The organism is Streptomyces sp. SN-593 (assembly GCF_016756395.1).
Classification (GTDB): Bacteria; Actinomycetota; Actinomycetes; order Streptomycetales; family Streptomycetaceae; genus Actinacidiphila; species Actinacidiphila reveromycinica.
This window is the reverse complement of record NZ_AP018365.1, coordinates 6,238,202-6,264,687: the sequence shown is the minus strand read 5'-3', so window position 1 is coordinate 6,264,687 and position 26,486 is coordinate 6,238,202. Positions and strand designations below refer to the sequence as shown.

Sequence of the window (26,486 nt, the reverse complement as noted above, 5' to 3'; positions counted from 1 at the left end):
GCACGCAACAGTGACTCAGCGCCGCACGCGGCGACGACTCAGGAGAGAGAGACGAAGGACGGGCCGCTGGAGGACCGGAGGAGTACCGGTCCCAGCACGCTGTCCGGCGATGTCGGTGGGGGAAGGTACCCGTCACCCGCCGGATCAGGCGAGCGCGGGCTCCGCGCGGGTGACGTCGATGCTGTCGAGCAGCGAGTCTTCGCGCGATGCGACAGTCAGGGCGTCGTTCTCCGCCTGCATGCGGATCAGCTCGGACTCCAGGTCCTGGACGCGCTGCTGAAGCCTTCGCATCTCGGAGAGGAGTCGCGGGTCGGGACCGCCGACGTAACCGAGAAGCGCCTTTGCCATGATGGATGGTCCTCCACACTGAGTGACCGACCGGGGCGGGTGGGTCGTGGTTGAGGGGTCGCTCCCGCGCGTTTTCCTCGAAGTCGCGGCTGCCATGAACATTCCTTGGTGCCGCGGTGCGCGGGGCTTCCAGCGTCTCACCAAAACCGGGGACGGTCAACACGATCACAGCCCAGCGATCGGGTGCGCCTCAGAAAACACGGCGCCGACGTGCGCCGCGGGCCGCCCGCGTGGTCACTCGCGAGGCTTGGCGATCATCCTCGCTGGGGGCAGCCTGACACGCCGATCGCCGGAAGGCAACGGGTTGCGGTCATCGGATCTCGAATCCTTCGTATCCCCCGCGGGTGACCCCCCAGATTTCCGTCACGCCGTCCACGCGTCCGGGCGTGTCGCCGTGCCGCAGCCACGCCAGCAGCCGTTCGCACCGCTCGAAGTCACCCTCCGCGACCACCTGGACCCGGCCGTCGGAGAGGTTGCCCGCGTATCCGGCCAGCGCGCCGATCTCCAGCGCGGTCGCCCGGGTCCACCAGCGGAACCCGACACCCTGCACCCGGCCGCGGACCCAGGCGGTCAGCCGGACCTCTTCGTTCATGGGGGCACGCTATCCCGCCGCGGCCCGCCGGTCCCGGCCGCCTGACCACGGAACCTCGTCCGGTGCGCAGACATTCGCTACAGTCCCCCCTCAACGGCTTCACCGTTGCAACAGCTTCACCCGTTCGGAGCAGTTCAGGCGAGCAGTGCGAGCAGTGAGGAATCCGGCGATGGGGCGTCACAGCCGACATGCCCAGCCCGCGGCCCCGCAGCCGGGGCCGCGCGGCCACCGCGGCCGCCGTAGGCACCACCCCGTGCGGACGGGCCTGCTGGCCTCGTCGGCGGCTCTCGCGGTGGGTGCGGTCGCGGCGTCCTCGGGGCTGCTGTCCGACCTCGACGGCCAGTTGCACCACCTCGACGGCGACGGCGGGCTGAACCAGGCGGACGGGGCCGGGCCGACCGGCGACGGTGCGCCGTCGTCCCTGCTGGACACCAACACCCCCTCGTCCGACGGCACCACCGCCCCCGCGCCCGGGTCGACCACCGCGAGCACGCCCGCCCGCACCCCGGCCACGACGGCCCGCGGCGCCACGCCGTCCCACCCGGCCACCACCAAGGCCGCCGCGCCCACCCCCACCCGCACCACGGCCGCGCCCACCACCCCGGTGACGACCCTCGCGCCGCGGACCACGGCGCCCACGGCCACCGTCCCGGCCGCCGGCGGCGCGGTGGCCTCCGCCCGGGCCGAGATCCTCGGCCTGGTCAACGAGCAGCGCGCCACCGCCGGCTGCCAGCCGCTCACCGCCAGCTCGTCCCTGGACACGCTCGCGCAGGACTTCAGCGACGACATGGCCGCCCGCGGCTTCTTCAGCCACACCGACCCGGACGGAAACGACCCCTGGGCCCGCGCGGCGAAGCTCGGCATCAGCAACCTCGGCGGCGAGAACATCGCCATGGGCCAGGCCGACGCCCAGGCGGTGATGACCGCGTGGATGAACAGTCCCGGCCACCGCGCGAACATCCTCAACTGCGACTACAAGACCCTCGGCGTCGGCGCCCACTTCGGCACCGGCGGCCCCTGGTGGACCCAGGACTTCGGCTACTGACCCGGCCGCCCCGCGAGGGGGCGGCGATAGGGTGGGGGGATGGGCCGGGTGACGGAGCAGGTGGCGGCGGGTGAGCCGGGGGACGCGTTCGACGTGTTCTCGCGCGACTGCCCCTCCCGCCTCACGCTGGAGCACGTCACCGGCCGCTGGGGCATCCTGACGCTGTCCGCGCTCGCCGAGGACACCCTGCGGTTCAACGCGCTGCGGCGCCGGGTGGACGGCGTGAGCGAGAAGATGCTCTCCCAGACCCTCCAGGCGCTGGAGCGCGACGGGCTGGTGATCCGCGAGGCGCAGCCGGTCACCCCGCCGCACGTCGAGTACCGGCTCAGCCCGCTCGGGCGGGAGACCGCGGACCGGCTGCTCGACCTGATCCGGCTGGTCGAGGGACGGATGCCCGAGGTACTGGCCGCCCGCGGCCGGTACGACCGGGCCCGCTGACGCGACGGCGGCGCAGGGGGCGCGCGCACGGGGGCGACGCCGGCGTCCCCGGCCCTGAGGCCGGCGCCCGCGGACGCGGACGCGGTCAGGCGCGCGGCACCGGCTGGCAGCGCGGGCAGAAGTAGCTGGACCGGTTCATCCACGCCCGGCGCCGGATCGGGGTGCCGCAGCGGCGGCACGGCTCGTCCTCGCGGCCGTAGGCGTCCAGCGAGCGGTCGAAGTACCCCGACTCGCCGTTCACGTTGACGTACATGCTGTCGAAGCTGGTGCCGCCGGCGGCCAGCGCGTCGCCCATCACCTCACGGATGTGGGTGAGGAGTTCCGCGGTGCGCGGCCGGGTCAGCGCGGTGGTCGGCCGGTCGTAGTGCAGCCGGGTGCGCCACAGCGCCTCGTCGGCGTAGATGTTGCCGACGCCGCTGATCAGCGTCTGGTCGAGCAGTGCCCGCTTGATCGTGGTCCTCTTGCGGCGCAGCGCCGCGTGGAAGGCGTCGTCGTCGAAGGCCGGGTCGATCGGGTCGCGGGCGATGTGCGCGAGCGGCTGCGGCAGCCGGTCCGGGTCGCCCGGGACGGCGTCGTGCAGGGAGAGCCCGCCGAACGTCCGCTGGTCCACGAAGCGCAGGTCGGTGCCCTCGGTGTCGTCGAAGACGAAGCGGACCCGGAGGTGCTTCTCGGCGGGCGCGTCCTGCGGGCGGATCAGGAACTGGCCGCTCATGCCGAGGTGGGCCACCATCGCGGTGTCCGCGCCGATCGGCAGCCACAGGTACTTGCCGCGCCGGTGCGGGGCGGCGAGCGTCGCACCGGCGAGGCGGTGCGTGAAGTCGTCGGCGCCCGCCGGGTGGCGGCGCACCGCGCGGGGGTGCAGGACGGCGGCGGCCGCGACCGTGCGGCCGGCCGCCCACTTGGCGAGGCCGCGGCGGACGACCTCGACCTCCGGGAGTTCTGGCAACGTGGGTTCCTTCTCCGCCCGCCCCGGTCCGCGAACGCCGGGCGGGCCGACACGTGGAGGTCGGCCCGCCCGGCGTTCCGGGGAGGTGGGTCAGCCTGCCGGCTGTGAGGTGGACGCTTCTCGGATGGAGCGCCAGGCCGCTTCCGCGGCCTGCTGCTCCGCCTCCTTCTTGCTGCGGCCGGTGCCGGTGCCGTACTCGACACCACCGACGCGGGCGGCAGCCGTGAAGGTCTTCTCGTGGTCGGGGCCGGACTCGGAGACGGCGTACTCGGGGACGCCGAGTCCTTCGGCGGCGGTGAGTTCCTGGAGCGAGGTCTTCCAGTCCAGGCCGGCGCCGAGGTTGGAGGACTCCTCGATCAGCGGATCGAAGAGCCGGTGGACGAGGGCCGAAGCCGCGTCGAGGCCCTGGTCGAGATAGACCGCGCCGATGACCGCTTCGAGGGTGTCCGCCAGGATGGAGGCCTTGTCCCGCCCACCGGTTCCCTCTTCACCGCGGCCGAGCCGGATGAACGCCCCCAGGTCGAGCCCGCGACTGACCCCGGCGAGGGCCCGCGAGTTGACCACCGCTGCCCTGAGCTTGGCCAGCTGGCCCTCGGGCAGATCGGGGTGGGTGCGGTAGAGGGTGTCGGTGACCACCAGGCCGAGCACGGAGTCCCCGAGGAACTCCAGCCGCTCGTTGGTGGGCAGCCCGCCGTTCTCGTACGCGTACGAGCGGTGGGTGAGCGCACGCACCAGAAGGGCGGGCTCGAGGTGGTACCCGAGCCGCCCTTCCAGAAGCGTGTGGGACGAGGCTTTGTCCGCGGCGGCCTTCTTCGACGCCGGGGCGTCGGGCGTGGAGGACGTTGAGGACACTGAGCCTGTCACCCGCCGATCAGACCTCGAGGACCTGACGGCGGTTGTAGGTGCCGCAGCTCGGGCACGCGATGTGCTGGAGCTTCGGCTCGTGGCAGCGCTCGCATGCCACCAGGCTCACGGGCGCAGCCTTCCACTGCGAACGGCGGTGGCGCGTGTTGCTGCGCGACATCTTCCGCTTCGGAACAGCCACGGCTACTTCTCCTGGTTCTCGTCGGCACCGTCTCCGGTGCCGTTCTGCTGGAAGTCCTGCAAGGCGGCCCAACGGATGTCGGTCGCCTCGTGGTGGTGGTCGGGGTCGTCCGCGAGCCGTGCCCCGCACTGGGAGCACAGGCCCGGGCAGTCCTCCCGGCACACCGGCTGCATGGGCAGTGCGAGCACCACCGCGTCCCGCAGCACGGGTTCGAGGTCGAACAGGTCGTCCTCGAGGTACAGCACGTCGTCCTCCTCGGAGGCCGCGGCGTCGTCACCGGCTTCGTCCCTGCGGGCGGTCCGGGTGTCGGCGTCGGGGTAGGAGAACATCTCCTGGAACTCCGCGTCCAGCTCGCGCTCGAGCGGCTCCAGGCACCTGATGCACTCGCCCGTCACCGGCGCATGGGCGGCGCCGGTGACCAGCACGCCTTCCATGACCGACTCCAGGCGGATGTCCAGCTCGACGTCGGCGCCCTCCGGCACCCCGATGACGTCGGCGATGCCGAGGTCCTTGGGCGCGGAGACCGTGCGGGAGACCTTCTTCATCGCACCAGGACGCCGACCCAGCTCGTGTGTGTCGAACACGAGGGGGTTGCGGTGGTCGAGGCGGGTGTTCAGGGCTTCCTGCTTTCATCGGTACGGCCTGCAACGTCACGACCGCGTCCGCGCGGGCCCTGTGCGGGACCCTTGTGGACGGGCAGGCCGAAGCGCCGGTGCGTGACACGGCTGGAGCCAACAGGATACTGGACACTTCGCCCGGACCCAAACAGAGCGGCCGGCGGCGGCCCGGGCCCGGCCCGGCGGCCGCCTCACAACCCCTGTTCCAGCTCCCGGAGCCGGTTGAGGTCGATCATGCCGGTGTCGAAGAAGCTGGTCTCGTCGAGCGCGGCGGGCTGGTGCCCCGGCTGCTGCTGCCCGTAGTCCTGGCCCTGCTGCTGGTACGGGAGCTGGGGCTGCTGGGCGTACTGCTGGTCGTAGCCGCCGGCCGGGTCGCCACCCGCCCCGAGCTGGTAGTCGTACCCCTGCTGCTGGCCGCCGTACGGGTCGTAGCCGGCCTGCGCGTACTCCTGCTGGGGCGGGACCGGGGGCATCTGCGGGTAACCGCCCTGCGGGGTCGCCTGCGCGTAGACGTCCTGCTGCGGGTAGCCGTAGCCGGGATCGGTGCCGTAACCCGGCTGTTCCGGCTCGTAGCCGGGCTCGGGCGGCTGCGGCGGGGCGGCCTGCGCCGCGGCGGCCGGGGTGTAGCCGTACTGCGACAGGTCGGCCTGGCCGGCGGCGGGCGGCGCGGCGAGGCCGGCCATGAACTCGTCGTCGGACTGCCGGTGGACCTCGGGACCGCCCTCGGCCGCGTCGGCGGCGGCCATCTGCGCGGCCAGGTCGTCGATCGGGTTGTGCCCGGTGAGCTTGAGCCGGCCGCGGCCGACCGCTTCGAGGGTCTTGCTGAGCACCGCCTCGAAGGCCCGCATCTTGGTGTCGACGTACTCGTCGGCGCGGCGGCGCAGCGTCTCCGGGTCCGAGCTGCGCTCGGGGGCCTCCGGGTCGTCCTCGGCCGCGCCGGTGCCGCCCGGGCCGTCCTCGGCGTACGGGTCGCGGCCGAGCAGCTTCTCCCGGCCGCGGTCCACCGAGCCGATGGTCTTGGTGAGGACCACCTCGAAGTTGGCGAGCTTGCTGTCGACGTAGTCGTCCGCCTCGGCACGGATCTCGTCGGCCTCGCGCCGGGCCTCGGCGAGGATGCGCTCGGCCTCGTCCTGGGACTGCCGGGCGATCTGGGTGTCCGAGACCATGGAGCCGCGCTCGGCGTGCGCCGACTCGATGATCCGCTGCGCCTCGGCCCGGGCCTGCTCGACCATCTGCTCGCGGTCGCCCAGGAGTTCCTGGGCCTGGGCCAGGGAGTCGGGGAGCGCCGCGGCGACCTCGTCGAGCAGCGCGAGCAGCTCGGCCCGGTTCACCACGCAGGAGGCCGACATCGGCATCGACCGGGCGCCGGTGACGGTCGCCGTGATCTCATCGAGCTTCTTCTGGACGTCCACAGCGGCCAAGCCTACTGCTGCCGGAGCCGGGCGTTGAGCGCTTGCAGAACCGGCGGAGGCACCAAGTGGGAGATGTCCCCGCCCCATTGGGCGACTTCCTTGACGAGGCTGGAGGACAGGAAGCTGTAGGCGGGGTTGGTGGGCACGAAGAGCGTCTCCACCCCGGACAGGCCGATGTTCATCTGGGCCATCTGCAACTCGTAGTCGAAGTCGCTGACCGCCCGCAGCCCCTTCACGATGGCCGGGATCTCGCGCTGCTTGCAGAAGTCGACGAGCAGGCCGTGGAATGCCTCCACCCGGACGTTGCCGAGCTCTGCGGTGACCTCCTCGATCAGCGCGATCCGCTGGTCGACGTCGAACAGGCCCTGCTTGGACTTGTTGATCATCACGGCGACGTGGACGGTGTCGTACAGCCGGGACGCGCGGGCGATGATGTCGAGGTGTCCGTTGGTGATGGGGTCGAAGGACCCCGGACAGACTGCGCGGCGCAAGTGTGGCTCCTCGCTCTCCGTGGCGGTGGTGCTGGGGCTGCGGCTCATGTCGGGTTCACGACTCGCCGGTAACTTCGGCGGCGCGACCGTACCAAAGAGTCGCCTCTCCGTACCTGCGCGAGCGCAGCCCGGCGAAGCCGTCGGGCCACTCGAAGGCACCGCCGCGCGTCCTGCGTTCCACGGTGACCAGTGCGTCCGCGGTCAACCAGCCGTTGGCGGCGAGTGTGAGCAGGATCTCCCGGAGGTCGGCGTCCGGCACGTCGTAGGGCGGGTCGAGGAAGACGGTGTCGTACGGCCGGCCCGGCGGCGGGCCGGCCACCGCCTTCTCCGCGCGGGCCGGGCGCACCTCGGCGCCGGGCAGTCCCAGTGCGGCGGCGTTCTCCCGGACCACCGCGGCGGCGCGCGGGTCCGCCTCGACCAGCAGGACGTGCGCGGCGCCCCGGGACAGCGCCTCCAGGCCCACGGCGCCCGACCCCGCGTACAGGTCGAGCACCCTGGCGCCCTCCAGGGTGCCGAGCAGCGACTCCCAGGTGGAGAAGAGCGCCTCCTTGGCCCGGTCCGAGGTGGGGCGGGTGCCGTTGCCCGGGGGGACGGCCAGCCGCCGGCCGCCCGCCGCTCCGGCGATCACGCGGGTCATGACTTGATCACGGCCCGACCCTACCCGCCGCGCGGCCGGGTACGCCCCGCGGCCGCGGCCGGTACGGCGCGGGCACCGGCCCCGGGACCTGCGGACACCGCGCGGCGGACCGCGGCGGGCGGCCGTACGGCGGGGCGGGCGGGCGCAGTTGAACGCGTAGGGCCTCAGCCCTTGTCCAGGTACTCCTCGCGGTCGGCGTCGAGCAGGCTCTCCAGCGCGCTGCGCAGATCCGGGTGGGCGGCGAGTTCAGGGTCGGCGGCGACCAGCGCGGTGGCCTCGTCGCGGGCGGCCGCGATCACCTCCTCGTCCTCGATGACGGCCAGCACGCGCAGGCTGGAGCGGCTGCCGGACTGCGCCTGGCCGAGCACGTCGCCCTCCCGGCGCTGCTCGAGGTCGATCCGGGACAGCTCGAAGCCGTCGAGGGTGCGGGCGACGGCGTCGAGCCGGGTCCGCGCCGGGCTCGCCTCGTGGGCCTCGGAGACCAGCAGGCACAGGCCGGCGGCGCTGCCGCGGCCGACCCGGCCGCGCAACTGGTGGAGCTGGGAGACGCCGAACCGGTCGGCGTCCATGATCACCATCGCGGTGGCGTTCGGCACGTTCACCCCCACCTCGATGACGGTGGTGGCGACCAGCACGTCGAGGTCGCCGGCGGCGAACCGGCGCATCACGTCGTCCTTGGCGTCGGGGGCCATCCGGCCGTGCAGCGCCTCGACCCGCAGGCCGCCCAGCGGACCCTTGGCGAGCTGGTCGGCGATGTCGAGCACGGCCAGCGGCGGGCGGCGCTCGGCGTCGTCGGGGGCACCCTCCGCGGCCGCGCCGCCGCCCTTTCCGCCCTTCCCGTCCTTCCCGCCGGCGGAGCCGCCCGCCGCCTTCGCGTCCTCCTCGTCGCCGATACGCGGGCAGACCACGTACGCCTGGTGGCCGGCCTCGACCTCCTCGCGGACCCGCTCCCAGGCCCGGGCCAGGAAGTGCGGCTTCTCGGCCGCCGGCACCACGTGGGTGGCGATCGGGGAGCGCCCGGCCGGCAACTGGTCGAGCACCGAGGTCTCCAGGTCGCCGAAGACCGTCATCGCGACCGTGCGCGGGATCGGGGTGGCCGTCATCACCAGCAGGTGCGGCGGCTGCTCGGCCTTGGCGCGCAGCGCGTCGCGCTGCTCCACGCCGAAGCGGTGCTGCTCGTCCACGACCACCAGGCCCAGGTCGCGGAACCGCACCTTGTCCTCGATCAGGGCGTGGGTGCCGATCACGATGCCCGCGTCCCCGCTGACCAGGTCCAGCAGCGCCTGCCGGCGGCCCGCCGCGCCCATCGACCCGGTCAGCAGCACCACCTTGGTGCCCAGCTCGGAGCCGCCGAGCATGCCGGACTCGGCGAGGTCGCCCATCATCTCGGTGATCGAGCGGTGGTGCTGCTGGGCGAGCACCTCGGTCGGCGCGAGCATGGCGGCCTGGCCACCGGTGTCCACCACGCCGAGCATCGCGCGCAGCGCCACCAGGGTCTTGCCGGAGCCCACCTCGCCCTGGAGCAGCCGGTGCATGGGGTGGTCGGTGGCCAGGTCCGCGAAGATCTCCGCCGACACGTCCCGCTGGCCGTCGGTGAGCGTGAACGGCAGCCGCCGGTCGAACTCCGCCAGCAGGCCGTCCCCGCCCGGCACCCGCGGCACCGCGGGCAGCGCCGACTCGTCGGCCCTGCGCCGGGCCAGCGCGACCTGGAGGACGAACGCCTCGTCCCACTTCAGCCGCTGCCGGGCCACCTCGATGTCCCGCTTGGAGCCCGGCCGGTGCACCTTCACCAGCGCCTCCGGCAGCGCCACCAGGTCGCGCCCGGTCCGCAGTTCGGCCGGCAGCGGCTCGCCGACCCCGGCCCAGCCGATCGCGCCGAGCGAGTCGATCGCGGTGTCCACGGCCTGGGCGATCCGCCAGGAGGTGATCTGCTTCACCGCCGGGTAGAGCGGGATGAGCCGGTTGGCGAACGCGTCGACCGCGTCCTTCGCCTCGGGGCCGTCGTCCGCGTCGGCGTCGAGCAACTGGTAATCGGGGTGGGCGAGTTGGCGGGTGCGGTTGAAGACCGAGACCTTGCCGGAGAACATCCCGCGGCGGCCCGGGAGCAGCCGGTGGGCGTGCGCGTGCGCGGCCTTGCTGAAGAAGACCAGGGTCAGCGAGCCGCTGCCGTCGGTCACCACGACCTCCAGCCGCACGCCGGACCCGCGTCCGTACGTCCGCTTGTCCGCCTTCGCGATCTGGGCGACCACCGTGACGTACTCGTCGACCGGCAGGTCCGCCAGGCGCGTCAGCTCACCGCGCTCCGCGTACCGCCGCGGGTAGTGGTGGAGCAGGTCACCGGTCGTGTGCAGCCCCAGGTGGTCGGCGAGCACCTTGGCCGTGCGGTCGCCGACGAGCTTGCGCAGCGGGTCGTCCAGCGGGTTCCCAGTCATCACGCCCCATCTTCGCGCACACCACCGACAAGAGGGCGAGCCACACGGAGAAGGGGAACGTGACGCGGGGCGGGTCGGACGCGAGGGTGCCCCCGCCCCCGGCCGTCCGCACGAGCGCCCGGCTTCCCCCAGGCCCGCCCGTGGTAGCCGGGGAGCCGAAGGGCGCGCCGGTGTCGAAAGGGAGAACACGCGGAGGTTTCCGAGGAACGAGGAAACCGAGCATGATCGACCTCCCCCAGGGCTCCGCTTGGGAGGTGCCCCCACACCGGGTCAAAGCGTCCGAAGGCGAGCCGGCGGCAAAAAAGGGGCTGAGCGGGCGCCCTCACGTGAGAACGGCTCCCACGTCACCCGCGCTCCACGCCCCCGGCCTCCTCCACGTCACGTTCCCCCCACCGCCCCGTGAACGGCACGGCACCACCGCCCCGTGAACGGCACCGACGTCCCGACGGCCTCCGCCGAAGGGCGTCCCCTACTCCACCCCGATGAGCAGGGGCGCCGCCATGTCGCCGCCTTCGTAGGCAACCGTGTCGACGGCGAGGTGGTGGTCGTGGACGTGGGCGCGCAGCCGGTCGACGAGGTCGGGCGGGGCGCCCGGGCCGAGGACGAGGGTGACGAGTTCGCCGCCCGCGGTCAGCATCCGCTCCAGGGTGCCGACGGCGGTCTCGGCGAGGTCGGCGCCGATGACGGCGACGTCGTCCTCGATCAGCCCCAGCACGTCGCCGGCCTGGCAGATGCCGGCGGTGGTCCAGGACCGGTGCTCGGCCACGGCGAGTTCGGCGTAGCGGGTGGCGCCGGCGGCCGCGGTCATGGCGACCACGTCCTCGTCGAACCGGCGGCTCGGCTCGTGGACGGCGAGCGCGGCCAGGCCCTGCACGGCCGAGCGGGTGGGGATCAGCGCGACCCGCACCCCGTCGCCGCGGGCCTGCTCGGCGGCCGCGCCGGCCACGTGCCGCAGCTCGGTGTCGTTGGGCAGCAGCACGACCTCGCGGGCGTGCGCGCGGCGCACGGCGGCGGCGATCTCGCCGCTGGCGGGCCGCTCCCCCGGGCGTACGGCGACCACCGTCGCGCCGGCCCCGCCGTACAACTCGGCGAGGCCGTCGCCGCGGACGACGGCGACCACCGCGCGCACCGCACGCTCGCCGCGGGAGCGCCGGGCCTGGTCGGCGAAGTGCGTGACCCTGATCCGGTACGGCCGCCCTGCGTCGATCGCGGCCTCCAGTGCGGCGCCGACATCGTCCACGTGCACGTGGACGTTCCACAGGCCGTCGCCGCCGACCACGACGAGGGAGTCGCCGAGGGCGTCGAGGCGCCCACGCAGCGCCGCCACGGTGGCGTCGGTCGCCTCCAGCAGGAAGATCACCTCGAAGGCCGGGCCGTCGCCGCCGAACCGCGAGCCTTCCGCGCAGGGCTGGTCGGCCGGGCCGTCCGCCGGGCGGGGGCCGTCCGGGCCCTCCGGCGCGTACGGGTCACCCAGGTCGCCCACGTCGACCAGGACGCCCGAGCCTTCCGGGCCCGGCCCCGCCGGATGCGCCTCCCCCGACGCGTCCGGCTGCCCGGACCCCGGCCCCTGCTCCGGCCCCGGGTGCGGGTGCGCGTGCGCGTGCCGGAAGGAGGTGACCGCGCCGGAGGCGGGCCGATCCGCGGCGGGCTCGCCGGTGACCACCTCGCACAGCGCGCCGAGCAGCGCGACCAGTCCGAGGCCGCCGGCGTCCACCACGCCGGCCCGGTCCAGGGCGTCGAGCTGGGCCGGAGTGGCGGCGAGGGCGGACAGCGCGGCAGCGTGCGCGGCCCGCGCGACCTCGGCCATGCCGCCGCCTTCGGCGCCGGCCGCCTCGGCGGCGCGGGTGGCCACGGTGAGCATGGTGCCCTCTACCGGCCGGGCCACGGCTTCGTACCCGGCGCCGGCGGCGGCCGTGAGCGCACGGCGCAGGTCGTCCGGGCCGATCCGCCCGTCGGGGCCGGACGGCTGGGCGAGGGCCGCGTTCATGCCGCGCAGAAGCTGGGCGAGGATGGTGCCGGAGTTCCCGCGGGCGCCGATGAGGGCGCCGTGCGACAGGGCCCGGAACGCCTCGGCGAGCGTCGGCGCGGCCCCGTCCCCGCCGGTGTCCGTGTCCCCAGGGTCCCCTCGGACCCCCGCCGCGTGCGCGTCGAAGACGGCCTCGACCGACTGGGCCGCGGACTCGACGGTCAGGTAGAGGTTGGTGCCCGTGTCCCCGTCGGCCACCGGATAGACGTTGATCGCGTCGATCTCCTCGCGGGCCCTGCCCAGGGCGCGTAGCGAGAGCCGGCACCAGGAACGCACCGCGGCCGCGTCGAGCGTGGGGGGCAACAGGTCCTCCTTGCGGGGCACCGGGGGCTCGGTGATCGGGAGTTCGGTGGACGGGACTGGCTGATCGGGACTTCGGTGATCGGGACTTCGGTGATCGGGACTTCGGTGATCGGGAGTTCGGACGTTCGACTCGGAGTGTTCGGCCGGGGTTCCCGGCGACGTGGCGGTGATGTGGGCGGCGCCCGGTACCGGGGCTGCTGGTGAGCGTACTGCCGGGCACGGCCGCGGGCAGGGGGACGAGCCTCCGGCGCGGGGAAGGGCGGTGCCCCGACCGTGGTAGTTTCGTTGTACGGGAGCGGTCGTTGTATGCTGCTCCGGTTGCCTGGGGCCCTCCCGGGTTTTCCCACCGTGAATGCATCTGAGCATCTGAAGTCTTTGGAGTGACCCGTGGCTGCTAACTGCGACGTCTGCGGCAAGGGGCCGGGCTTCGGCAACAGCATCTCCCACTCGCACCGCCGTACCCCGCGTCGTTGGAACCCCAACATCCAGCGCGTGCGTGCGGTCGTCGGGAAGACGCCGAAGCGCCTCAACGTCTGCACCTCGTGCATCAAGGCCGGCAAGGTCACGCGCTGACCTCAGCGCAGTCCTGGGTGGCCACCTGAAGCCGATCCACCTCGCGGTGGGTCGGCTTTTCAGTGCGCCCGGCCCCGCTCGCGCCAGCCGTGGTCGACCGGGCCAACCCCCGCGCCGAGCGGGAAGCCCGCCTCGATCGCGCCCCGGACGTACTCCTTGGCCAGGCCGACCGCGGCGGGCACGTCGTGGCCGAGCACCAGGTACGACGCGAGGGCGCTGGCCAGGGTGCAGCCGGTGCCGTGGGTGTGGGGGTTGGCGTAGCGCGGCGCGCGGTACCAGTGCTCCTCGCGGCCGTCGGAGAGCAGGTCCGCCGCCTCGGCCCGGTGCCGCGCGCCGGGCAGGTGGCCGCCCTTGACCAGCACCCAGCGCGAGCCGTGGCCGAGCATGGCGCGGGCCGCCGCGCGCATCCCCTCCTCGTCCGCGACCCGGACGCCGGTGAGCAGCGCCACCTCGTCGAGGTTCGGGGTGGCCACCGTGGCGCGCGGCAGCAGCCGGGAGCGGACCACCTCGACGGCCTCCCCGAGCAGCAGCGCGTTGCCGTGCTTGGAGACCGCGACCGGGTCGACCACCACCGGCACCCGCGGGTCCAGGCCGGCCAGCAGGTCGGCGACGGTGGCCGCGGTCGCCGCGGAGGAGAGCATGCCGGTCTTGACCGCCTGCACCCCGATGTCGTCGACGACCGCGCGGAACTGGGCGCGGACCGCCTCCGCGGGCAGTTCCCACGCGCCGTGCACGCCCAGCGAGTTCTGCGCGGTGACGGCGGTGAGCACGCTCATGCCGTGCACGCCGAGCGCCAGCATCGTCTTCAGGTCCGCCTGGATGCCCGCGCCGCCGCCGGAGTCGGACCCGGCGACGGTCAGCACCCGCGGCGGCGCGGGGCGCGGCGGCCGGGGTGCGCCCGGCGCGCTCACGCGTCCGGTCCGAAGTGGTCCCAGCCGCCGGCCTTGTCCCAGGGCGCGCCGTCGACGGTGACCCGCGGGGTGCGGCCGGCGGGCGCGGTGACGTCGCCGATGATCCGCCAGCGGGCCGGGAGCTTCACGTCGCGCGGGAACGCGGCCACGATCGCGTGGTCCTCGCCGCCGGTGAGCACCCAGTGCAGCGGGTCGACGCCGACGGCCTGGCCGATGTCCGTCATCTGCGCGGGGATGTCGACCGCCGCGGAGCGCACGTCGATGTCCACACCGCTGGCGGCGGCGATGTGGCCGAGGTCGGCGACCAGGCCGTCGCTGACGTCGGTCATCGCGGTGGCGCCGAGTTCGGCGGCGGCCGGACCGGCGTGGTAGGGCGGCTCCGGCCGGCGGTGCGCCTCGACGAAGGCCCGCGGCGAGCGGAAGCCGCGGGAGAGCACGGCGAGCCCCGCCGCGGACCAGCCGAGCCAGCCGGTGACGGCGACCAGGTTGCCGGGGCGGGCGCCGGCGCGGGTGACCGCGGGCCGGCTGCGCAGGTCGCCGAGGGCGGTGATGGAGACGGTGATGGTCTCACCGCGCACCACGTCACCGCCGACCACGGCGGCGCCGGCCACCTGGCACTCGTCCCTGATGCCGTCCATCAGCTCGACCGGCCAGGTCACGCGCAGTTCGGCGGGCACCACGAGGGCGAGCAGCACCGCGGTGGGCACCGCGCCCATGGCCGCGATGTCGGCGAGGTTCTGCGCGGCGGCCTTGCGGCCGACGTCGTAGGCGGTGGACCAGTCGCGGCGGAAGTGCCGTCCTTCGAGGAGCACGTCGGTGGTGGCGACCACCCGGCGGTCGGGTGCGGCGACCACGGCGGCGTCGTCGCCGGGGCCGATCTGCACCGCGGGGGTAGAGGTGAGGCGGGAGGTCAGTTCCCTGATGAGCCCGAACTCCCCCAGCTCGCCCACGGTCCCCTTCATAGCGTCGTCCCCTCGATTCTCGGCCGGCGCGCGTGCTCCGGTCCGGTCCGCTGCGTGTTTCCCGTCAATACCGGGGTCTGGTACCGCGCGGGTCTCCCCGCTGCGAGCGGCGACGCGATAACGTGGCGTCTCCCCTCCCACATGATCCTCGAAGCCGCCCTGGAGGTTCCGTGGTACAGGCCTACATCCTGATCCAGACCGAGGTCGGGAAGTCCTCGGCAGTAGCGGAGGTGATCTCCAAGATCGACGGAGTCATCCAGGCGGAGGACGTCACAGGCCCCTATGACGTCATCGTCCGCGCCCAGGCCGAGACGGTCGACGAGCTCGGCCGCATGGTGGTGGCCAAGGTCCAGCAGGCCGAGGGCATCACCCGCACGCTGACCTGCCCGGTCGTCCATATATAGCCCCCCACCGAGCCCCTGGTGCGAGGCTCTCCCGCGCTTCTTCCTATGCTTTCCCGGTGACGTTCAACCGCCGGGTCATGCTGATCTCCGTGTCCGCCGCCGCGTGCCTGTCCGCGGCGGCGGTCTACGTGTTCGCCGGCTCCGGCGACGACGAGTCGGTCGCCGTACCGGTTCCGACCGCCGAGGTCGCCGGCTACTGCAAGGCACTGCACGCGCGGTTGCCGAAGACGGTCGACGGGATGTCCGGTCATGCTCTCAAGCCGGCATCCCCCCTGACCGCCGGTTGGGGCGATCCTACGATCGTGCTGCGCTGCGGCGTACCGCGGCCGGCGAACGACGACGACGTCAACACCCCCGGTGCCGAGGTGGGCGGGGTGTCCTGGTCGTGGCAGCAGGACGAGGACGGCAGCGCCCGGCTGACCACGACGCTGCGCAAGGCGTACGTGGAACTGCTGCTGCCGGCCCGGTACGCCCATGACGCGACCCCGCTCGCGGAGCTGGCCCCCGCGGTGAAGGCGACGATCCCCGCCGGCCTGTGAGCGGCGCGGCGGGGTCGGCGGGCGTACGGCGGGCGGTCAGCGCAGGCCGGTGGACCGGCGCAGCGCCGCCTGGATGAGCAGGTCGATCAGCTCGGTGTAGCCGACGCCGCTCTCCTGCCACATCCGCGGGTACATCGAGATCGGGGTGAAGCCGGGCATGGTGTTGATCTCGTTGATCACGAACTCGCCGCTGTCCAGCAGGAAGAAGTCCGCGCGGACCAGCCCCTCGCAGGACGCCGCCTCGAACGCCTCGACGGCCAGCCGCTGCACGCGCTCGGTCTGCTCGGCGGTGAGCGGCGCGGGTACCACGCCCTCGGCCGAGTCGATGTACTTGGCGTCGAAGTCGTAGAAGTCGCTGCTGGCGGCCGGCGGGATCTCCGCGGGCGCGGACGCGCGCGGGCCGTCGGCGAACTCCAGCACGCCGCACTCGATCTCGCGGCCGTTCACCAGCGCCTCGACGAGGACCTTGGGGTCGTGCCGGCGGGCCTCGGCGAGGGCGGCGTCGAGCTGCTCGGGCCCGTCGACCTTGCTGATGCCGATCGACGAGCCGGCCCGGGTCGGCTTGACGAACAGCGGCCAGCCGTGGACCTGCGCGAACTCCAGCACCTTGCGGCGGGCGGCGGCCGGGTCCTGCTGCCACTCGCGCGGGCGGACCACCGTGTACGGACCGACCTTCAGCCCGAAGGAGGTGAAGATCCGCTTCATGTACTCCTTGTCCATGCCGACCGCGGAGGCGAGCACGCCCGCGCCCACGTACGGCACGCCGGACAGTTCCAGCAGGCCCTGGAGGGTGCCGTCCTCGCCGTAGGGGCCGTGCAGCAGGGGCAGGACGACATCGACCTCGCCGAGTGCCTTGGGCACCGCGCCGACCTCGGTGTAGACCACCTCGCGGCTGGCCGGGTCCACGGGCAGCAGCACCGCGCCGTCGTGGTCGGTGACCTGCTCGACGGTCGGCATCCGCCGGTCGGCGATGGCCATCCGCTCCGGCTCGTCGGCGGTCAGCGCCCAGCGGCCCTCGGTGGTGATGCCGATCGGCAGGACGTCGTACTTGTCGCGGTCGATGGCGCGCAGCACGCTGGCCGCGGTCACCACGGACACGCCGTGCTCGGAGCTGCGCCCGCCGAACACGACGGCGACGCGCGGCTTTCGGTCGTAGGGCGGCCGCTCGGAGTGCGGGTCCTGGCTCTGGGGCGTTGGCAGGTTGCTCATGTCGCGTCGACCTTACCGTTCGGGTTTCGCGGAACGTGACATCAACTCCTTGACGGCCACGACGGGCGGCTTCCCGTTGTGCACGATGTCGACCACGGTCTCCGTGATCGGCATGTCGACGCCGTGCCTGCGGGCGAGGTCGGCGACGGACTCGCACGACTTGACGCCCTCGGCGGTCTGGCTGGTGGCGGCGATGGTCTCGGCGAGGCTCATGCCCCGGCCGAGGTTGTGGCCGAAGGTGTTGTTGCGGGACAGCGGGGAGGAGCAGGTGGCGACGAGGTCGCCCATCCCGGCGAGCCCGGCGAAGGTGTACGGGTCCGCGCCCATCGCCAGGCCCAACCGGGTGGTCTCGGCCAGTCCCCGGGTGATCAGCGACGCCTTGGTGTTGTCGCCCAGGCCCATGCCGCCGGCGATGCCGACCGCGAGCGCGATCACGTTCTTCACCGCGCCGCCCAGCTCGCAGCCGATCACGTCGGTGTTGGTGTACGGCCGGTAGTACGCGGTGTGGCACGCGGTCTGGATGCGGCGCGCGGCCGCCTCGTCGCGGCAGGCGACCACGGCGGCCGCGGGCTGGCGGGCGGCGATCTCCGCGGCCAGGTTAGGGCCGGTGAGCACCGCGACGCGGTCCCGGTCGACCTTGGCGACCTCCTCGATCACCTCGCTCATCCGCTTCGCGGTGCCCAGTTCGACGCCCTTCATCAGGCTGACCAGGACCGCGTCGGGGCGCAGCAGCGGCGCCCAGTCGGCGAGGTTGGCGCGCAGCGACTGCGACGGCACGGCCAGGAAGACCAACTCCGCGCCGGCGGCGGCCCGTGCCGGGTCGGTGGTGGCCGTCACGGCCGGCGGCAGGGTGATCTCGCTGGAGTACTGCGGGTTGGTCCGGGTGGTGTTGATGGCGGCCGCGATGTCGGGGCGGCGGCCCCACAAGGTCACCTCGCAGCCGGCGTCGGCCAGCACCATCGCGAACGCGGTGCCCCAGGACCCGGTGCCGAACACGGCGCAGCGAGCCGTCACGCCGCCCCCTCGCCGTCGGCGGCGGTGCCCTTGGCGGCCTTGCGCGGGTCGTACAGTCCGTCCGGGGCGGGGATGCCGCGGACGTCGGCGAGGAGTTGCTTCACATCGGACATGATGGCCCCGGTGACCTCGCGCAGCACCTCGGCGGTGGGCTCCTTCCCGTACCAGGCGCCGAGGTCGACCGGCGGGCCGACCAGCACGCGGTGCGTCTTGCGGGGCAGGAAGCTCGGCTTCTTCGCGTACGGCGGCAGGAACTCGTTCGCGCCCCACTGGGCGATCGGGATGACGGGGGCGCGGGTGAGCAGCGCGACGCGGGCCACGCCGGTCTTGCCGACCATCGGCCACTGGTCGGGGTCGCGGGTGAGGGTGCCCTCGGGGTAGAACGCCACGCACTCGCCCTTGTTGACCGCCTCGACCGCCGAGCGGTAGGCGGCCGCGGCGTCGGCGCTGGCCCGCACCACCGGGATCTGCCCGGTGCCGCGCATCACGGTGCCGACGAAGAACGGCTTGAACAGCGCGGCCTTCGCCAGGAAGCGCGGAAGCCGACCGGTGTTGTACTGGAAATGCGCGTACAGCAACGGGTCGAGGTACGAGTTGTGATTCACCGCGGTGAGGAATCCTCCCTCGGCCGGAATGTTCTCCATTCCGCGCCAGTCCCGCTTGAAGAGCACGATGAGCGGCGGCTTGGCGATGGCGGCCGCCAGGCGGTACCAGAAACCGATTCTGCGGCGGGACACCCGGGACTCCTCTTCGTTGCCGGTGGCGCCGCTCAAGGATCGCGGCTACCGAGAGGTTAACGCCAGCGGTTGGCGTCCGAGGGGGCACCTCTGCCACCGGCCGCCGCCGGGACGTCCGCACCGGCGGCGCGGGCCGCACAATGGACGGCATGAGCGGCGTGCGGGGCGGTAGCGGCGGGGACGGGACGGGCTGGTCGCTGGTGGTGCCGTTGAAGCCGCTGGAGGTGGCCAAGAGCAGGCTGGCGGCCGCGGGGACGGTACGGCCCGCGCTCGCGCTGGCGTTCGTGCTGGACACGGTGGGCGCCGCGCTGGCGTGCGCGGAGGTCGAGGACGTCACGGTGGTCACCGACGACCCGGCCGCCGGGGCGGAGCTCGCCGGGCTGGGGGCGTTCGTCGTGGCGGACTCCCCCGCCGCCGGGTTGAACGCCGCGCTGCGGCACGGTGAGGCGACGGTCAGGGCGCGCCGCCCGCACGCGCCGGTCGCGGCCCTGAACGGCGATCTCCCGGCCTTGCGGCCGGCCGAGCTGGCGGAAGTGCTGCGGGCGGCGGCCGGGGCCTGTGAGCGGGCGTTCCTCGCCGATGCGGCCGGCACGGGGACAACCTTGCTCTGCACGGTGCCGTGCCTGCCGCTGGCGCCCGGGTTCGGCGGGGCATCCCGTGCGCGCCATCTCGCGTCCGGCGCCGCCGAGATCACGCTGCCCGCGGCCCCCTCCGTGCGGCAGGACGTGGACACCCTGGAGGATCTGGCCGCCGCCCTGGCACTGGGGGTCGGGCCCTTCACGGCGGTGGCCGCCGCCGCGCTGACCGCCCGCGGCGCCTAAAGGCTGTCCCGCAATCCCCGGCGGATCAGCGTGCGGCGTCAGATGCGGTGGATCGCAAGGCGGAGGGTCGTCCTCATACCGGGTCGTATGTGGATGTGCCCGACAACGAAGCGAGGCGCCGTGGCTGTCGTCGCACGCCCGTCGGGGATTGCGGGACAGCCCTTAGGGCCGGGCTCCGTGGTCCCGCGCCGCAGGCCCGTCGGGGGGTGCGGGACAGCCCTTAGGCTGGGCCGTATGCAAGCAACCGCCTTCACGTTCGACGCCGCCAGCCGCAGCGGCAGTGTGCTGCTGGACGACGGCACCCCGCTGGAGTTCGACGCCGCGGCCTTCGACGCCGGCGAACTGCGGCTGCTGCGCCCGGGCCAGCGCCTCCGCATCCGCACCGAGGGCACGGGGCCGGCCCGGCGCGTGACGTTCCTGACGCTGGCGACCCTGCCCGACCTGCCGGACCGGGGCGCGGCCGCGGGCTGATTTCAGCCCGGGGACGGGCAATAGCGCGGGCCGGGCACCCCGTGGGAGAGGGGCCCGGCCCGGCGCGGTGAAGCGGGTTGAGCTGTGGTGCGGTGAAGCGGCGCCGCGGTGCGGCAGGGGTGGAGCGGCTGTCACCTGGCGGCGGCACGCTTCGCGGTCTTGCGGGCGGCGCGCTTGGCCGGGGCCTTCTTGGCGGTGGCCTTCTTCGCGGGCGCCTTCTTGGCGGCCGACTTCTTCGCGGTGGTGGCCTTCTTCGCCGCCGACTTCTTGGCGGTGGTGGCCTTCTTCGCGGTGGTCTTCTTGGCCGCCGTGGTCTTCTTCGCGGCCGCGCTCTTGGCGGTGGCCGCCTTCCGCGCGGTGGTCGCCTTCTTCGCGGCGGCCTTCTTCGTGGCGGTGCGGGCGGTGGTCGAGGCACCGCCGCTCAGGCTGCCCTTGGGCGCCTTCTTGACCGCGACCTCGCCGCCACGGGGAAGCTTCTTCGACCCGCTCACCAGGTCCTTGAAGCCCTGCCCCGCACGGAAGCGCGGCACGGAGGTCTTCTTGACCCGGACCCGCTCCCCGGTCTGGGGGTTGCGAGCGTAACGGGCGGGACGCTCGACCTTCTCGAACGAACCGAACCCGGTGACCGAGACACGGTCACCGGAGACCACCGCGCGGACGATCGCGTCGAGAACCGCGTCAACCGCGTCCGCGGCGGCCTGCCGGCCGCCCACCTTGTCGGCAATCGCTTCTACGAGCTGCGCCTTGTTCACGTCTTCCCCTTCGGAAACTTGCCCGGCGAATGAGTACGGGCTGATTTCGCACGCTAGGCGGATATATACCGCAAATCAAATACGAAACGGGCGAATCACCCTTGTGCCGCAACGAACTCGGTACTCCGCGTGATCAGTGATCGGGGATTCCGAGGTCGTCCAACTCAGCCGTTAACACCTCCAGGCGCCGTGCCGCGTCGGCGAGATCGTGCTTCGCCACCGCGGTCACCGCGAGCAGCCGCCGGGTCAACTCCCGCCTTGTCCCGTCCGGGACTTCGGGATTGGCGACGCGCGTGTGCGCCTGCTTCAGACGCGCGGCGAGGACCCCGTAGAGCTCCAGTTGGCCGTCGCGTTCCATGCGTCGATTGTGCCATCTGCGGCGAGTTGTCGAGCGCGACAGGGCCAACCGGGTGTTCCGTGCCTGATTTTTCGTACCCATGGCGGGGTCTCGGCCGTCCGGCGCGGTCACGCGCACGGGGGCGGGGGCGAACACACGGCCGGAGATGCGGCGACGGGTCGGCGGCGGGCGGCCGGACACACGCAAAGCGCCCCCCACGAGGACGTGGGGGGCGCTTGCGCGGTGCGTGCGGCGGCCGGGCGGGCGGCCGCCGGGGGTTCAGACGCGCGCGGTGCTGGGCTTCCAGGACGGCCGGGTGCTCTCGAACGCGGCGATGTCCGCCTCGTTGGCCAGCGTCAGGCTGATGTCGTCCAGCCCCTCCAGCAGCCGCCAGCGGGCGTTGTCGTCCAGGTCGAACGGGGCGACCAGCGGCCCCTGCGGGCGGTCGGCCCGCACCTCCCGGGCGACCAGGTCCACGGTGATCTCCGCGGTCGGGTCGGCCTCGGTGAGCTGCCACAGCTCCTCGACGACCTCCTGCGGCAGCACCACCGTCAGCAGCCCGTTCTTCAGCGAGTTGCCGCGGAAGATGTCCGCGAAGCGGGAGGAGATCACCGTCTTGAAGCCGTAGTTCTGGAGCGCCCAGACGGCGTGCTCGCGGGACGAGCCGGTGCCGAAGTCGGGCCCGGCGACCAGGACGGTCGCACCGGCGTACTGCGGGGCGTTCAGCACGAACGCCTCGTCCTTGCGCCACGCCTCGAACAGGCCGTCCTCGAACCCGTTGCGGGTGACCTTCTTCAGCCAGTGCGCGGGGATGATCTGGTCGGTGTCCACGTTGGTGCGGCGCAGCGGCACGGCCCGGCCGGTGTGGGTGGTGAAGGCTTCCATGGCGGCTCAGACCTCCGTCAGGGCAGGGGCGTCGGACAGGTCGGCGGGCGAGGCGAGGTGGCCGAGCACCGCGGTGGCGGCGGCGACCTGCGGGGAGACCAGGTGGGTCCGGCCGCCCTTGCCCTGGCGTCCCTCGAAGTTGCGGTTCGAGGTGGACGCGGACCGCTCGCCGGGCGCGAGTTGGTCGGGGTTCATACCCAGGCACATCGAGCAACCCGCGTGCCGCCATTCGGCGCCGGCCGCGGTGAACACCTGGTCCAGGCCCTCCTCGACGGCCTGCAGCGCCACCCGCACCGACCCGGGCACGACCAGCATCCGCACCCCGTCGGCGACCTGGCGGCCGCGGACGACGGACGCCGCCGCGCGCAGGTCCTCGATCCGGCCGTTGGTGCAGGAGCCGACGAAGACGGTGTCCACGGCCACCTCGCGCAGCGGCTGCCCGGCGGTCAGGCCCATGTACTCCAGGGCCTTCTCCGCGGCGAGCCGGTCACCCGCGTCGGCGTAGGAGGCCGGGTCCGGCACGGACGCGCTCAGCGGCGCGCCCTGGCCCGGGTTGGTGCCCCAGGTGACGAACGGGGCCAGCTCGGCCGCGTCGATCCGCACCTCGTGGTCGAAGACGGCGTCGTCGTCGGTCCGCAGCGTCTTCCAGTACGCGACGGCCTCGTCCCAGTCCGCGCCCTTCGGCGCGTGGGCGCGGCCCTCCAGGTAGTCGAAGGTGGTCCGGTCCGGGGCGATCATGCCCGCCCGGGCGCCCGCCTCGATCGACATGTTGCAGACGGTCATCCGGGATTCCATCGACAGCTTCTCGATCGCGGAGCCGCGGTACTCGATGACGTAGCCCTGGCCGCCGCCGGTGCCGATCCGGCTGATCACCGCGAGGATCAGGTCCTTGGCGGTGACGCCCTCGGGCAGCTCGCCGTCGACCGTGACCGCCATGGTGCGGAACGGGGCGAGCGGCAGCGTCTGGGTGGCCAGCACGTGCTCGACCTGCGAGGTGCCGATGCCGAACGCCAGGGCGCCGAACGCGCCGTGCGTGGAGGTGTGCGAGTCGCCGCAGACCACGGTGGTGCCCGGCTGGGTCAGGCCCAACTGCGGCCCCACCACGTGCACGACGCCCTGCTCGACGTCACCGAGCGGGTGCAGCCGCACCTCGAACTCCGCGCAGTTCTTGCGCAGCGTCTCCAGCTGGGTCCGGGAGACCGGGTCGGCGATCGGCTTGTCGATGTCGAGGGTCGGGGTGTTGTGGTCCTCGGTGGCGATGGTGAGGTCGGTACGGCGCACCCGCCGGCCGTTCATCCGCAGCCCGTCGAACGCCTGGGGGCTGGTCACCTCGTGCAGGAGGTGGAGATCGATGAAAAGCAGATCGGGTTCGCCTTCGGCGCGGCGGACGACGTGGTCGTCCCAGACTTTCTCCGCGAGTGTCCTACCCATCGCTGTCCCTCCGGCCCGCGTCGTCGCGGGGCCCACTAGGTGTTGGTCCTGCGCTGTGCTCCCAGCGTGACGCGTTCCCGGGAAAATTGAACTTGCGTTTCACACTCTGAGACGCGAGTATCGTTGCATGGACAACTCTAGCGGCGTCGGCGTTCTCGACAAGGCGGCTCTGGTGCTCAGTGCGCTGGAGTCGGGTCCGGCCACCCTGGCCGGGCTTGTCGGTGCCACGGGCCTGGCCCGCCCCACCGCGCACCGCCTGGCGGTCGCGCTCGAACACCATCGCATGGTGGCTCGCGACATGCAGGGCCGCTTCATCCTGGGCCCGCGCCTGTCGGAACTGGCCGCCGCGGCCGGCGAGGACCGGCTGCTGGCGACCGCGGGACCGGTGCTGACGCACCTGCGCGACGTGACCGGGGAGAGCGCCCAGCTCTATCGGCGCCAGGGCGACATGCGGATCTGCGTGGCCGCGGCGGAGCGGCTGTCCGGACTGCGGGACACCGTGCCGGTGGGCTCCACGCTGCCGATGAAGGCCGGCTCGGCCGCGCAGGTCCTGATGGCCTGGGAGGAGCCCGAGCGGCTGCACAGGGGCCTTCAGGGGGCCCGTTTCACCGCCACCGCGCTGTCCGGGGTGCGCCGCCGCGGCTGGTCGCAGTCGATCGGCGAGCGCGAGCCCGGAGTCGCCTCGGTCTCCGCCCCGGTGCGCGGGCCGTCCAACCGCGTGGTCGCCGCGGTGTCGGTCTCCGGACCGATCGAGCGGCTCACCCGGCACCCGGGCCGGATGCACGCCCAGGCCGTGGTGGACGCCGCCGGCCGGCTCAGCGAGGCGCTGCGCCGCACCGGCTGAGCGCGGTGCCCGCGGACACACGGAAGAAGCCCGCCGCGGTCCGCGGCGGGCTTCTGGACGTTCGATGCGTACCCCCGACCGGATTCGAACCGGCGCTACTGCCGTGAGAGGGCAGCGTGCTAGGCCGCTACACAACGGGGGCCCTAGCGATCCTCGCGTCGTCCGCGCCGGGAGCGACCCGACGGGGACGGAGCGAGAGGATCAGTACCCCCGACCGGATTCGAACCGGCGCTACTGCCGTGAGAGGGCAGCGTGCTAGGCCGCTACACAACGGGGGCTCGCACTTGCTTGAGTGCTGCTGGGGTACCAGGACTCGAACCTAGAACAACTGAACCAGAATCAGCCGTGTTGCCAATTACACCATACCCCACCAAAACGCAATCCCCGCAGGGGATCTTGTTCGGTTTCGCGTCTCCGTCCCGGGCCTTGGCCCTGTCCGGCGGCGCAGGAAGAACATTACCCGATCCGGGACAGCGCTCCAAAACGAGTATCGCCAAGTCCCCCCGGAACCGGGCCGGTGCGCCGCGCTGGCGCACCGGCGGGACGGTCCGGCGCTAGCGCAGCCGGGCCATCAGGGCGTGCTCGACCAGCGTGATCAGCGCGCTCTTGGCGTCACCGCGGTTGCGGGCGTCGGTGGTGATGATCGGCGCCTCAGGACCGATCTGGAGTGCCTCGCGGACCTCCTCCGGCCCGTACGGCTGGTGGCCGTCGAAGCCGTTGAGCGCGATCACGAACGGCAGCCCGCTGTTCTCGAAGTAGTCCACCGCCGGGAAGCAGTCCGCCAGCCGCCTGGTGTCCACCAGGACGATCGCGCCGATCGCGCCGCGCACCAGGTCGTCCCACATGAACCAGAACCGGTCCTGCCCGGGCGTGCCGAACAGGTAGAGGATCAGGTCCTCGTCGAGCGTGATGCGGCCGAAGTCCATCGCCACCGTGGTGGTGGTCTTGTCCGGCGCGTGCGTGAGGTCGTCGATGCCGGCTGACGCGGAGGTCATCACGGCTTCTGTGCGCAGCGGGTTGATCTCCGAGACGGCACCGACGAACGTGGTCTTGCCCACGCCGAATCCGCCCGCCACCACGATCTTCGCGGAGGTGGTGGCGCGGGCCGGACCGCTAGAGCTTCCGAAGTCCACTGAGCACCCTTTCAAGCAGTGTCACATCTGGCTGGCCGCCGGCGGCCTCGTCGCCGCCGGGCTGATGGATCGCGACCAGTCCGGCCTCGGCCAGGTCGGCGACAAGGATGCGGACCACCCCGAGCGGGATGGTCAGCAGCGCGGAGATCTCGGCGACCGACTTGACCTCGCGGCACAGCAGGCAGATCCGCTGGTGCTCGGGGAGCTGCCCGCGCAGCCGCTCCGGGTCGGCGGTGGTACTGACCAGCGCCTCGATGGCGAGCTGGTAGCGCGGCCTGGTGCGGCCGCCGGTCATGGCGTAGGGGCGGACCAGCCCCGAGGGCGTGCGTGAGCGGTCGGCTTCGTGCCGGCCCGTCTCCCGGCCGTACTCAGCGCCCTGCCCGTACTCCGCGCCCTGGCCGTAGTCCGGGCCCTGGCCCTGCGCCGGCGGGCGGCCGTACTGTCCCTGGCGCGGCCCCTGGCCCTGCGGCGGCGGTGCCTGCGGTGGGGCGTACGGCTGGATGCGCGGCTGGCGGTAGGGCGTGCCGGGCTGCCCGGGCCGCCGCTCCGGCTCGGGGGCCGACGGGTAGCCGTACGGCTGCGCCGGCTGCTGGTGCTGGTTGCCGTACGGGTCTGCACCGGGGGAAGTGCTCACTGGTCCTCCTCCTGAAACGGCCGCGCGGCCGCCCGAACACCTGGCAGGTGCCCGGGCGCTCGCGCCGCCCGTGCGTTAGTTGAGCAAGCTGCCCTGGAGTTCGGCGCGGAGGTCGGGGGTGAGGACGCTTCCCGCCCGGTCGACGAGCAGGGCCATCTCGTAGCCGACCAGACCGATGTCGCACTCAGGATGCGCCAGGACCGCCAGGGACGAGCCGTCCGACACCGACATGATGAACAGGAAGCCCCGCTCCATCTCCACCACCGTCTGGTTCACACTCCCCCCCTCGAAGATCCGGGAGGCACCAGCCGTCAACGACGTCAACCCCGAGGCCACCGCCGCCAACTGATCCGCACGATCACGCGGAAAACCATCAGACATCGCGAGCAGCAGGCCATCGGCGGAGACCACCACCGTGTGGGACACCCCAGGGGTGTTGTCCACGAAATTGGTGATCAACCAGTTCAGATTCTGTGCCGCCTGGCTCATCGCACTCA

Annotated in this window: 31 protein-coding genes and 3 tRNA genes; 8 read left to right on the top strand and 26 right to left on the bottom strand. The window is 73.1% G+C overall.

Translation table 11 applies throughout. The features are described 5' to 3' along the window. Positions 1 to 144 precede the first annotated feature (144 nt). On the bottom strand, positions 145 to 348 hold the full coding sequence (locus tag RVR_RS26705; RefSeq protein WP_202236441.1) for a hypothetical protein: 204 nt from the start codon (positions 346 to 348) through the stop codon (positions 145 to 147). 310 nt (positions 349 to 658) lie between these two features. Then, complete coding sequence (locus RVR_RS26700) at positions 659 to 940, bottom strand: acylphosphatase (protein WP_202236440.1); 282 nt, start codon at positions 938 to 940, stop codon at positions 659 to 661. Between the two features lie 253 nt (positions 941 to 1,193). On the opposite strand from RVR_RS26700, the gene RVR_RS26695 reads away from it, so the two are divergent. Both RVR_RS26695 and RVR_RS26690 read left to right on the top strand, forming a co-directional pair. Further along, on the top strand, positions 1,194 to 1,985 hold the full coding sequence (locus RVR_RS26695) for a CAP domain-containing protein (protein ID WP_237404980.1): 792 nt from the start codon (positions 1,194 to 1,196) through the stop codon (positions 1,983 to 1,985). Positions 1,986 to 2,024: 39 nt separating this feature from the next. Beyond that, positions 2,025 to 2,423 carry a winged helix-turn-helix transcriptional regulator gene (locus tag RVR_RS26690; protein WP_202236438.1) on the top strand — a complete coding sequence of 133 codons (399 nt, stop codon included), beginning with the start codon at positions 2,025 to 2,027 and terminating at the stop codon, positions 2,421 to 2,423. An 85-nt stretch (positions 2,424 to 2,508) separates the two neighbouring features. On the opposite strand, the gene mutM is transcribed toward RVR_RS26690, so the two are convergent. From mutM to RVR_RS26645, 9 genes are all read right to left on the bottom strand, one after another. Beyond that, positions 2,509 to 3,369 (bottom strand): bifunctional DNA-formamidopyrimidine glycosylase/DNA-(apurinic or apyrimidinic site) lyase, encoded by an 861-nt coding sequence (gene mutM, locus RVR_RS26685; RefSeq protein ID WP_202236437.1) that lies wholly within the window; start codon positions 3,367 to 3,369, stop codon positions 2,509 to 2,511. 90 nt (positions 3,370 to 3,459) lie between these two features. Next, on the bottom strand, positions 3,460 to 4,221 hold the full coding sequence (gene rnc, locus RVR_RS26680; protein WP_202239216.1) for a ribonuclease III: 762 nt from the start codon (positions 4,219 to 4,221) through the stop codon (positions 3,460 to 3,462). A gap of 19 nt (positions 4,222 to 4,240) precedes the next feature. After that, entirely contained in the window at positions 4,241 to 4,414 is a 174-nt protein-coding gene (gene rpmF / locus RVR_RS26675; RefSeq protein WP_069465182.1) for a 50S ribosomal protein L32, read from the bottom strand. Positions 4,415 to 4,416: 2 nt separating this feature from the next. Continuing rightward, a complete protein-coding gene (locus tag RVR_RS26670; RefSeq protein WP_202239214.1) occupies positions 4,417 to 5,031 on the bottom strand; it encodes a YceD family protein in 615 nt (204 codons plus the stop codon). Between the two features lie 191 nt (positions 5,032 to 5,222). After that, on the bottom strand, positions 5,223 to 6,443 hold the full coding sequence (locus RVR_RS26665; RefSeq protein WP_202236436.1) for a F0F1 ATP synthase subunit B: 1,221 nt from the start codon (positions 6,441 to 6,443) through the stop codon (positions 5,223 to 5,225). An 11-nt stretch (positions 6,444 to 6,454) separates the two neighbouring features. Continuing rightward, the gene (gene coaD, locus RVR_RS26660) at positions 6,455 to 6,934 is read right to left on the bottom strand and encodes a pantetheine-phosphate adenylyltransferase (protein ID WP_202236435.1); all 480 of its coding nucleotides are present in this window, start codon (positions 6,932 to 6,934) and stop codon (positions 6,455 to 6,457) included. Positions 6,935 to 6,989: 55 nt separating this feature from the next. Then, positions 6,990 to 7,571 (bottom strand): 16S rRNA (guanine(966)-N(2))-methyltransferase RsmD, encoded by a 582-nt coding sequence (gene rsmD, locus RVR_RS26655; RefSeq protein ID WP_202236434.1) that lies wholly within the window; start codon positions 7,569 to 7,571, stop codon positions 6,990 to 6,992. Positions 7,572 to 7,735: 164 nt separating this feature from the next. After that, complete coding sequence (gene recG / locus RVR_RS26650) at positions 7,736 to 10,003, bottom strand: ATP-dependent DNA helicase RecG (protein WP_202236433.1); 2,268 nt, start codon at positions 10,001 to 10,003, stop codon at positions 7,736 to 7,738. 469 nt (positions 10,004 to 10,472) lie between these two features. Then, positions 10,473 to 12,332: a DAK2 domain-containing protein gene (locus RVR_RS26645; protein WP_237404979.1), complete on the bottom strand. Its 1,860-nt coding sequence runs from the start codon at positions 12,330 to 12,332 to the stop codon at positions 10,473 to 10,475. 387 nt (positions 12,333 to 12,719) lie between these two features. Here RVR_RS26645 and rpmB point away from each other — a divergent pair, with 387 nt between their 5' ends. Further along, complete coding sequence (gene rpmB / locus RVR_RS26640) at positions 12,720 to 12,905, top strand: 50S ribosomal protein L28 (protein ID WP_093737864.1); 186 nt, start codon at positions 12,720 to 12,722, stop codon at positions 12,903 to 12,905. A gap of 59 nt (positions 12,906 to 12,964) precedes the next feature. Here the strand turns inward: rpmB and thiD are convergent, their stop codons facing one another. Next, on the bottom strand, positions 12,965 to 13,816 hold the full coding sequence (gene thiD / locus RVR_RS26635) for a bifunctional hydroxymethylpyrimidine kinase/phosphomethylpyrimidine kinase (protein ID WP_237404976.1): 852 nt from the start codon (positions 13,814 to 13,816) through the stop codon (positions 12,965 to 12,967). After that, positions 13,813 to 14,778 carry a thiamine-phosphate kinase gene (locus RVR_RS26630; protein ID WP_202236431.1) on the bottom strand — a complete coding sequence of 322 codons (966 nt, stop codon included), beginning with the start codon at positions 14,776 to 14,778 and terminating at the stop codon, positions 13,813 to 13,815. The genes thiD and RVR_RS26630 overlap by 4 nt, the downstream gene beginning before the upstream one ends. A 170-nt stretch (positions 14,779 to 14,948) precedes the next feature. On the opposite strand from RVR_RS26630, the gene RVR_RS26625 reads away from it, so the two are divergent. Then, the gene (locus RVR_RS26625) at positions 14,949 to 15,182 is read left to right on the top strand and encodes an Lrp/AsnC family transcriptional regulator (protein WP_202236430.1); all 234 of its coding nucleotides are present in this window, start codon (positions 14,949 to 14,951) and stop codon (positions 15,180 to 15,182) included. A 56-nt stretch (positions 15,183 to 15,238) separates the two neighbouring features. Then, positions 15,239 to 15,721, top strand: coding sequence for a DUF3515 domain-containing protein (locus RVR_RS26620; protein ID WP_237404975.1), 483 nt, complete (start codon positions 15,239 to 15,241; stop codon positions 15,719 to 15,721). Positions 15,722 to 15,757: 36 nt separating this feature from the next. Here the strand turns inward: RVR_RS26620 and RVR_RS26615 are convergent, their stop codons facing one another. Genes RVR_RS26615 through RVR_RS26605 form a run of 3 tightly spaced genes read right to left on the bottom strand, consistent with a single transcriptional unit; the run spans position 15,758 to position 18,681 of the window. Then, positions 15,758 to 16,930 (bottom strand): D-alanine--D-alanine ligase family protein, encoded by a 1,173-nt coding sequence (locus RVR_RS26615; RefSeq protein WP_202236429.1) that lies wholly within the window; start codon positions 16,928 to 16,930, stop codon positions 15,758 to 15,760. 12 nt (positions 16,931 to 16,942) lie between these two features. Beyond that, positions 16,943 to 17,944: an NAD(P)H-dependent glycerol-3-phosphate dehydrogenase gene (locus tag RVR_RS26610; RefSeq protein ID WP_202236428.1), complete on the bottom strand. Its 1,002-nt coding sequence runs from the start codon at positions 17,942 to 17,944 to the stop codon at positions 16,943 to 16,945. Then, positions 17,941 to 18,681: a lysophospholipid acyltransferase family protein gene (locus RVR_RS26605; RefSeq protein WP_202236427.1), complete on the bottom strand. Its 741-nt coding sequence runs from the start codon at positions 18,679 to 18,681 to the stop codon at positions 17,941 to 17,943. Before RVR_RS26605 ends, RVR_RS26610 begins: the two co-directional genes overlap by 4 nt. 149 nt (positions 18,682 to 18,830) lie before the next feature. On the opposite strand from RVR_RS26605, the gene cofC reads away from it, so the two are divergent. Further along, positions 18,831 to 19,502, top strand: coding sequence for a 2-phospho-L-lactate guanylyltransferase (gene cofC, locus RVR_RS26600; protein ID WP_202236426.1), 672 nt, complete (start codon positions 18,831 to 18,833; stop codon positions 19,500 to 19,502). Positions 19,503 to 19,736: 234 nt separating this feature from the next. Then, positions 19,737 to 19,973, top strand: coding sequence for a cupin domain-containing protein (locus tag RVR_RS26595; protein WP_202236425.1), 237 nt, complete (start codon positions 19,737 to 19,739; stop codon positions 19,971 to 19,973). Between the two features lie 131 nt (positions 19,974 to 20,104). On the opposite strand, the gene RVR_RS26590 is transcribed toward RVR_RS26595, so the two are convergent. The 4 genes from RVR_RS26590 to leuC all read right to left on the bottom strand — a co-directional run bounded on the left by RVR_RS26590 (position 20,105) and on the right by leuC (position 23,378). Further along, entirely contained in the window at positions 20,105 to 20,725 is a 621-nt protein-coding gene (locus tag RVR_RS26590; RefSeq protein ID WP_202236424.1) for an HU family DNA-binding protein, read from the bottom strand. Positions 20,726 to 20,858: 133 nt separating this feature from the next. Continuing rightward, entirely contained in the window at positions 20,859 to 21,083 is a 225-nt protein-coding gene (locus RVR_RS26585; protein WP_202236423.1) for an SCO5555 family protein, read from the bottom strand. Positions 21,084 to 21,341: 258 nt separating this feature from the next. Then, a complete protein-coding gene (leuD, locus tag RVR_RS26580) occupies positions 21,342 to 21,947 on the bottom strand; it encodes a 3-isopropylmalate dehydratase small subunit (RefSeq protein WP_202236422.1) in 606 nt (201 codons plus the stop codon). Positions 21,948 to 21,953: 6 nt separating this feature from the next. After that, a complete protein-coding gene (leuC, locus tag RVR_RS26575) occupies positions 21,954 to 23,378 on the bottom strand; it encodes a 3-isopropylmalate dehydratase large subunit (RefSeq protein ID WP_202236421.1) in 1,425 nt (474 codons plus the stop codon). A 127-nt stretch (positions 23,379 to 23,505) separates the two neighbouring features. On the opposite strand from leuC, the gene ndgR reads away from it, so the two are divergent. Continuing rightward, positions 23,506 to 24,222 carry an IclR family transcriptional regulator NdgR gene (gene ndgR / locus RVR_RS26570; protein ID WP_093737876.1) on the top strand — a complete coding sequence of 239 codons (717 nt, stop codon included), beginning with the start codon at positions 23,506 to 23,508 and terminating at the stop codon, positions 24,220 to 24,222. Positions 24,223 to 24,291: 69 nt separating this feature from the next. Here ndgR and RVR_RS26565 read toward each other — a convergent pair. From RVR_RS26565 to RVR_RS26540, 6 genes are all read right to left on the bottom strand, one after another. Next, positions 24,292 to 24,364: transfer RNA gene (locus RVR_RS26565), tRNA-Glu, on the bottom strand. A gap of 63 nt (positions 24,365 to 24,427) precedes the next feature. Further along, a tRNA-Glu gene (locus tag RVR_RS26560) sits at positions 24,428 to 24,500 on the bottom strand. A 20-nt stretch (positions 24,501 to 24,520) separates the two neighbouring features. Continuing rightward, positions 24,521 to 24,592, bottom strand: a tRNA-Gln gene (locus tag RVR_RS26555). Positions 24,593 to 24,776: 184 nt separating this feature from the next. Then, on the bottom strand, positions 24,777 to 25,355 hold the full coding sequence (locus RVR_RS26550) for a GTP-binding protein (RefSeq protein WP_202236420.1): 579 nt from the start codon (positions 25,353 to 25,355) through the stop codon (positions 24,777 to 24,779). Then, a complete protein-coding gene (locus tag RVR_RS26545) occupies positions 25,336 to 25,989 on the bottom strand; it encodes a DUF742 domain-containing protein (RefSeq protein ID WP_202236419.1) in 654 nt (217 codons plus the stop codon). The genes RVR_RS26550 and RVR_RS26545 overlap by 20 nt, the downstream gene beginning before the upstream one ends. A gap of 75 nt (positions 25,990 to 26,064) precedes the next feature. Beyond that, positions 26,065 to 26,478 carry a roadblock/LC7 domain-containing protein gene (locus RVR_RS26540; RefSeq protein ID WP_093787504.1) on the bottom strand — a complete coding sequence of 138 codons (414 nt, stop codon included), beginning with the start codon at positions 26,476 to 26,478 and terminating at the stop codon, positions 26,065 to 26,067. Positions 26,479 to 26,486 lie beyond the last annotated feature (8 nt).

Excerpts from the sequence above, each read along its gene's own strand:
- RVR_RS26585 (WP_202236423.1), bottom strand. The coding sequence starts at position 21,083 with ATGGAACGCGACGGCCAACTGGAGCTCTACGGGGTCCTCGCCGCGCGT.
- RVR_RS26690 (WP_202236438.1), top strand. The coding sequence starts at position 2,025 with ATGGGCCGGGTGACGGAGCAGGTGGCGGCGGGTGAGCCGGGGGACGCG.
- leuC (WP_202236421.1), bottom strand. The coding sequence starts at position 23,378 with ATGGGTAGGACACTCGCGGAGAAAGTCTGGGACGACCACGTCGTCCGC.
- RVR_RS26540 (WP_093787504.1), bottom strand. The coding sequence starts at position 26,478 with ATGAGCCAGGCGGCACAGAATCTGAACTGGTTGATCACCAATTTCGTG.
- RVR_RS26615 (WP_202236429.1), bottom strand. The coding sequence starts at position 16,930 with ATGAGCAACCTGCCAACGCCCCAGAGCCAGGACCCGCACTCCGAGCGG.
- recG (WP_202236433.1), bottom strand. The coding sequence starts at position 10,003 with ATGACTGGGAACCCGCTGGACGACCCGCTGCGCAAGCTCGTCGGCGAC.
- cofC (WP_202236426.1), top strand. The coding sequence starts at position 18,831 with ATGAGCGGCGTGCGGGGCGGTAGCGGCGGGGACGGGACGGGCTGGTCG.
- RVR_RS26630 (WP_202236431.1), bottom strand. The coding sequence starts at position 14,778 with ATGAAGGGGACCGTGGGCGAGCTGGGGGAGTTCGGGCTCATCAGGGAA.
- RVR_RS26595 (WP_202236425.1), top strand. The coding sequence starts at position 19,737 with ATGCAAGCAACCGCCTTCACGTTCGACGCCGCCAGCCGCAGCGGCAGT.
- RVR_RS26700 (WP_202236440.1), bottom strand. The coding sequence starts at position 940 with ATGAACGAAGAGGTCCGGCTGACCGCCTGGGTCCGCGGCCGGGTGCAG.
- leuD (WP_202236422.1), bottom strand. The coding sequence starts at position 21,947 with ATGGAAGCCTTCACCACCCACACCGGCCGGGCCGTGCCGCTGCGCCGC.
- RVR_RS26705 (WP_202236441.1), bottom strand. The coding sequence starts at position 348 with ATGGCAAAGGCGCTTCTCGGTTACGTCGGCGGTCCCGACCCGCGACTC.
- ndgR (WP_093737876.1), top strand. The coding sequence starts at position 23,506 with ATGGACAACTCTAGCGGCGTCGGCGTTCTCGACAAGGCGGCTCTGGTG.
- rsmD (WP_202236434.1), bottom strand. The coding sequence starts at position 7,571 with ATGACCCGCGTGATCGCCGGAGCGGCGGGCGGCCGGCGGCTGGCCGTC.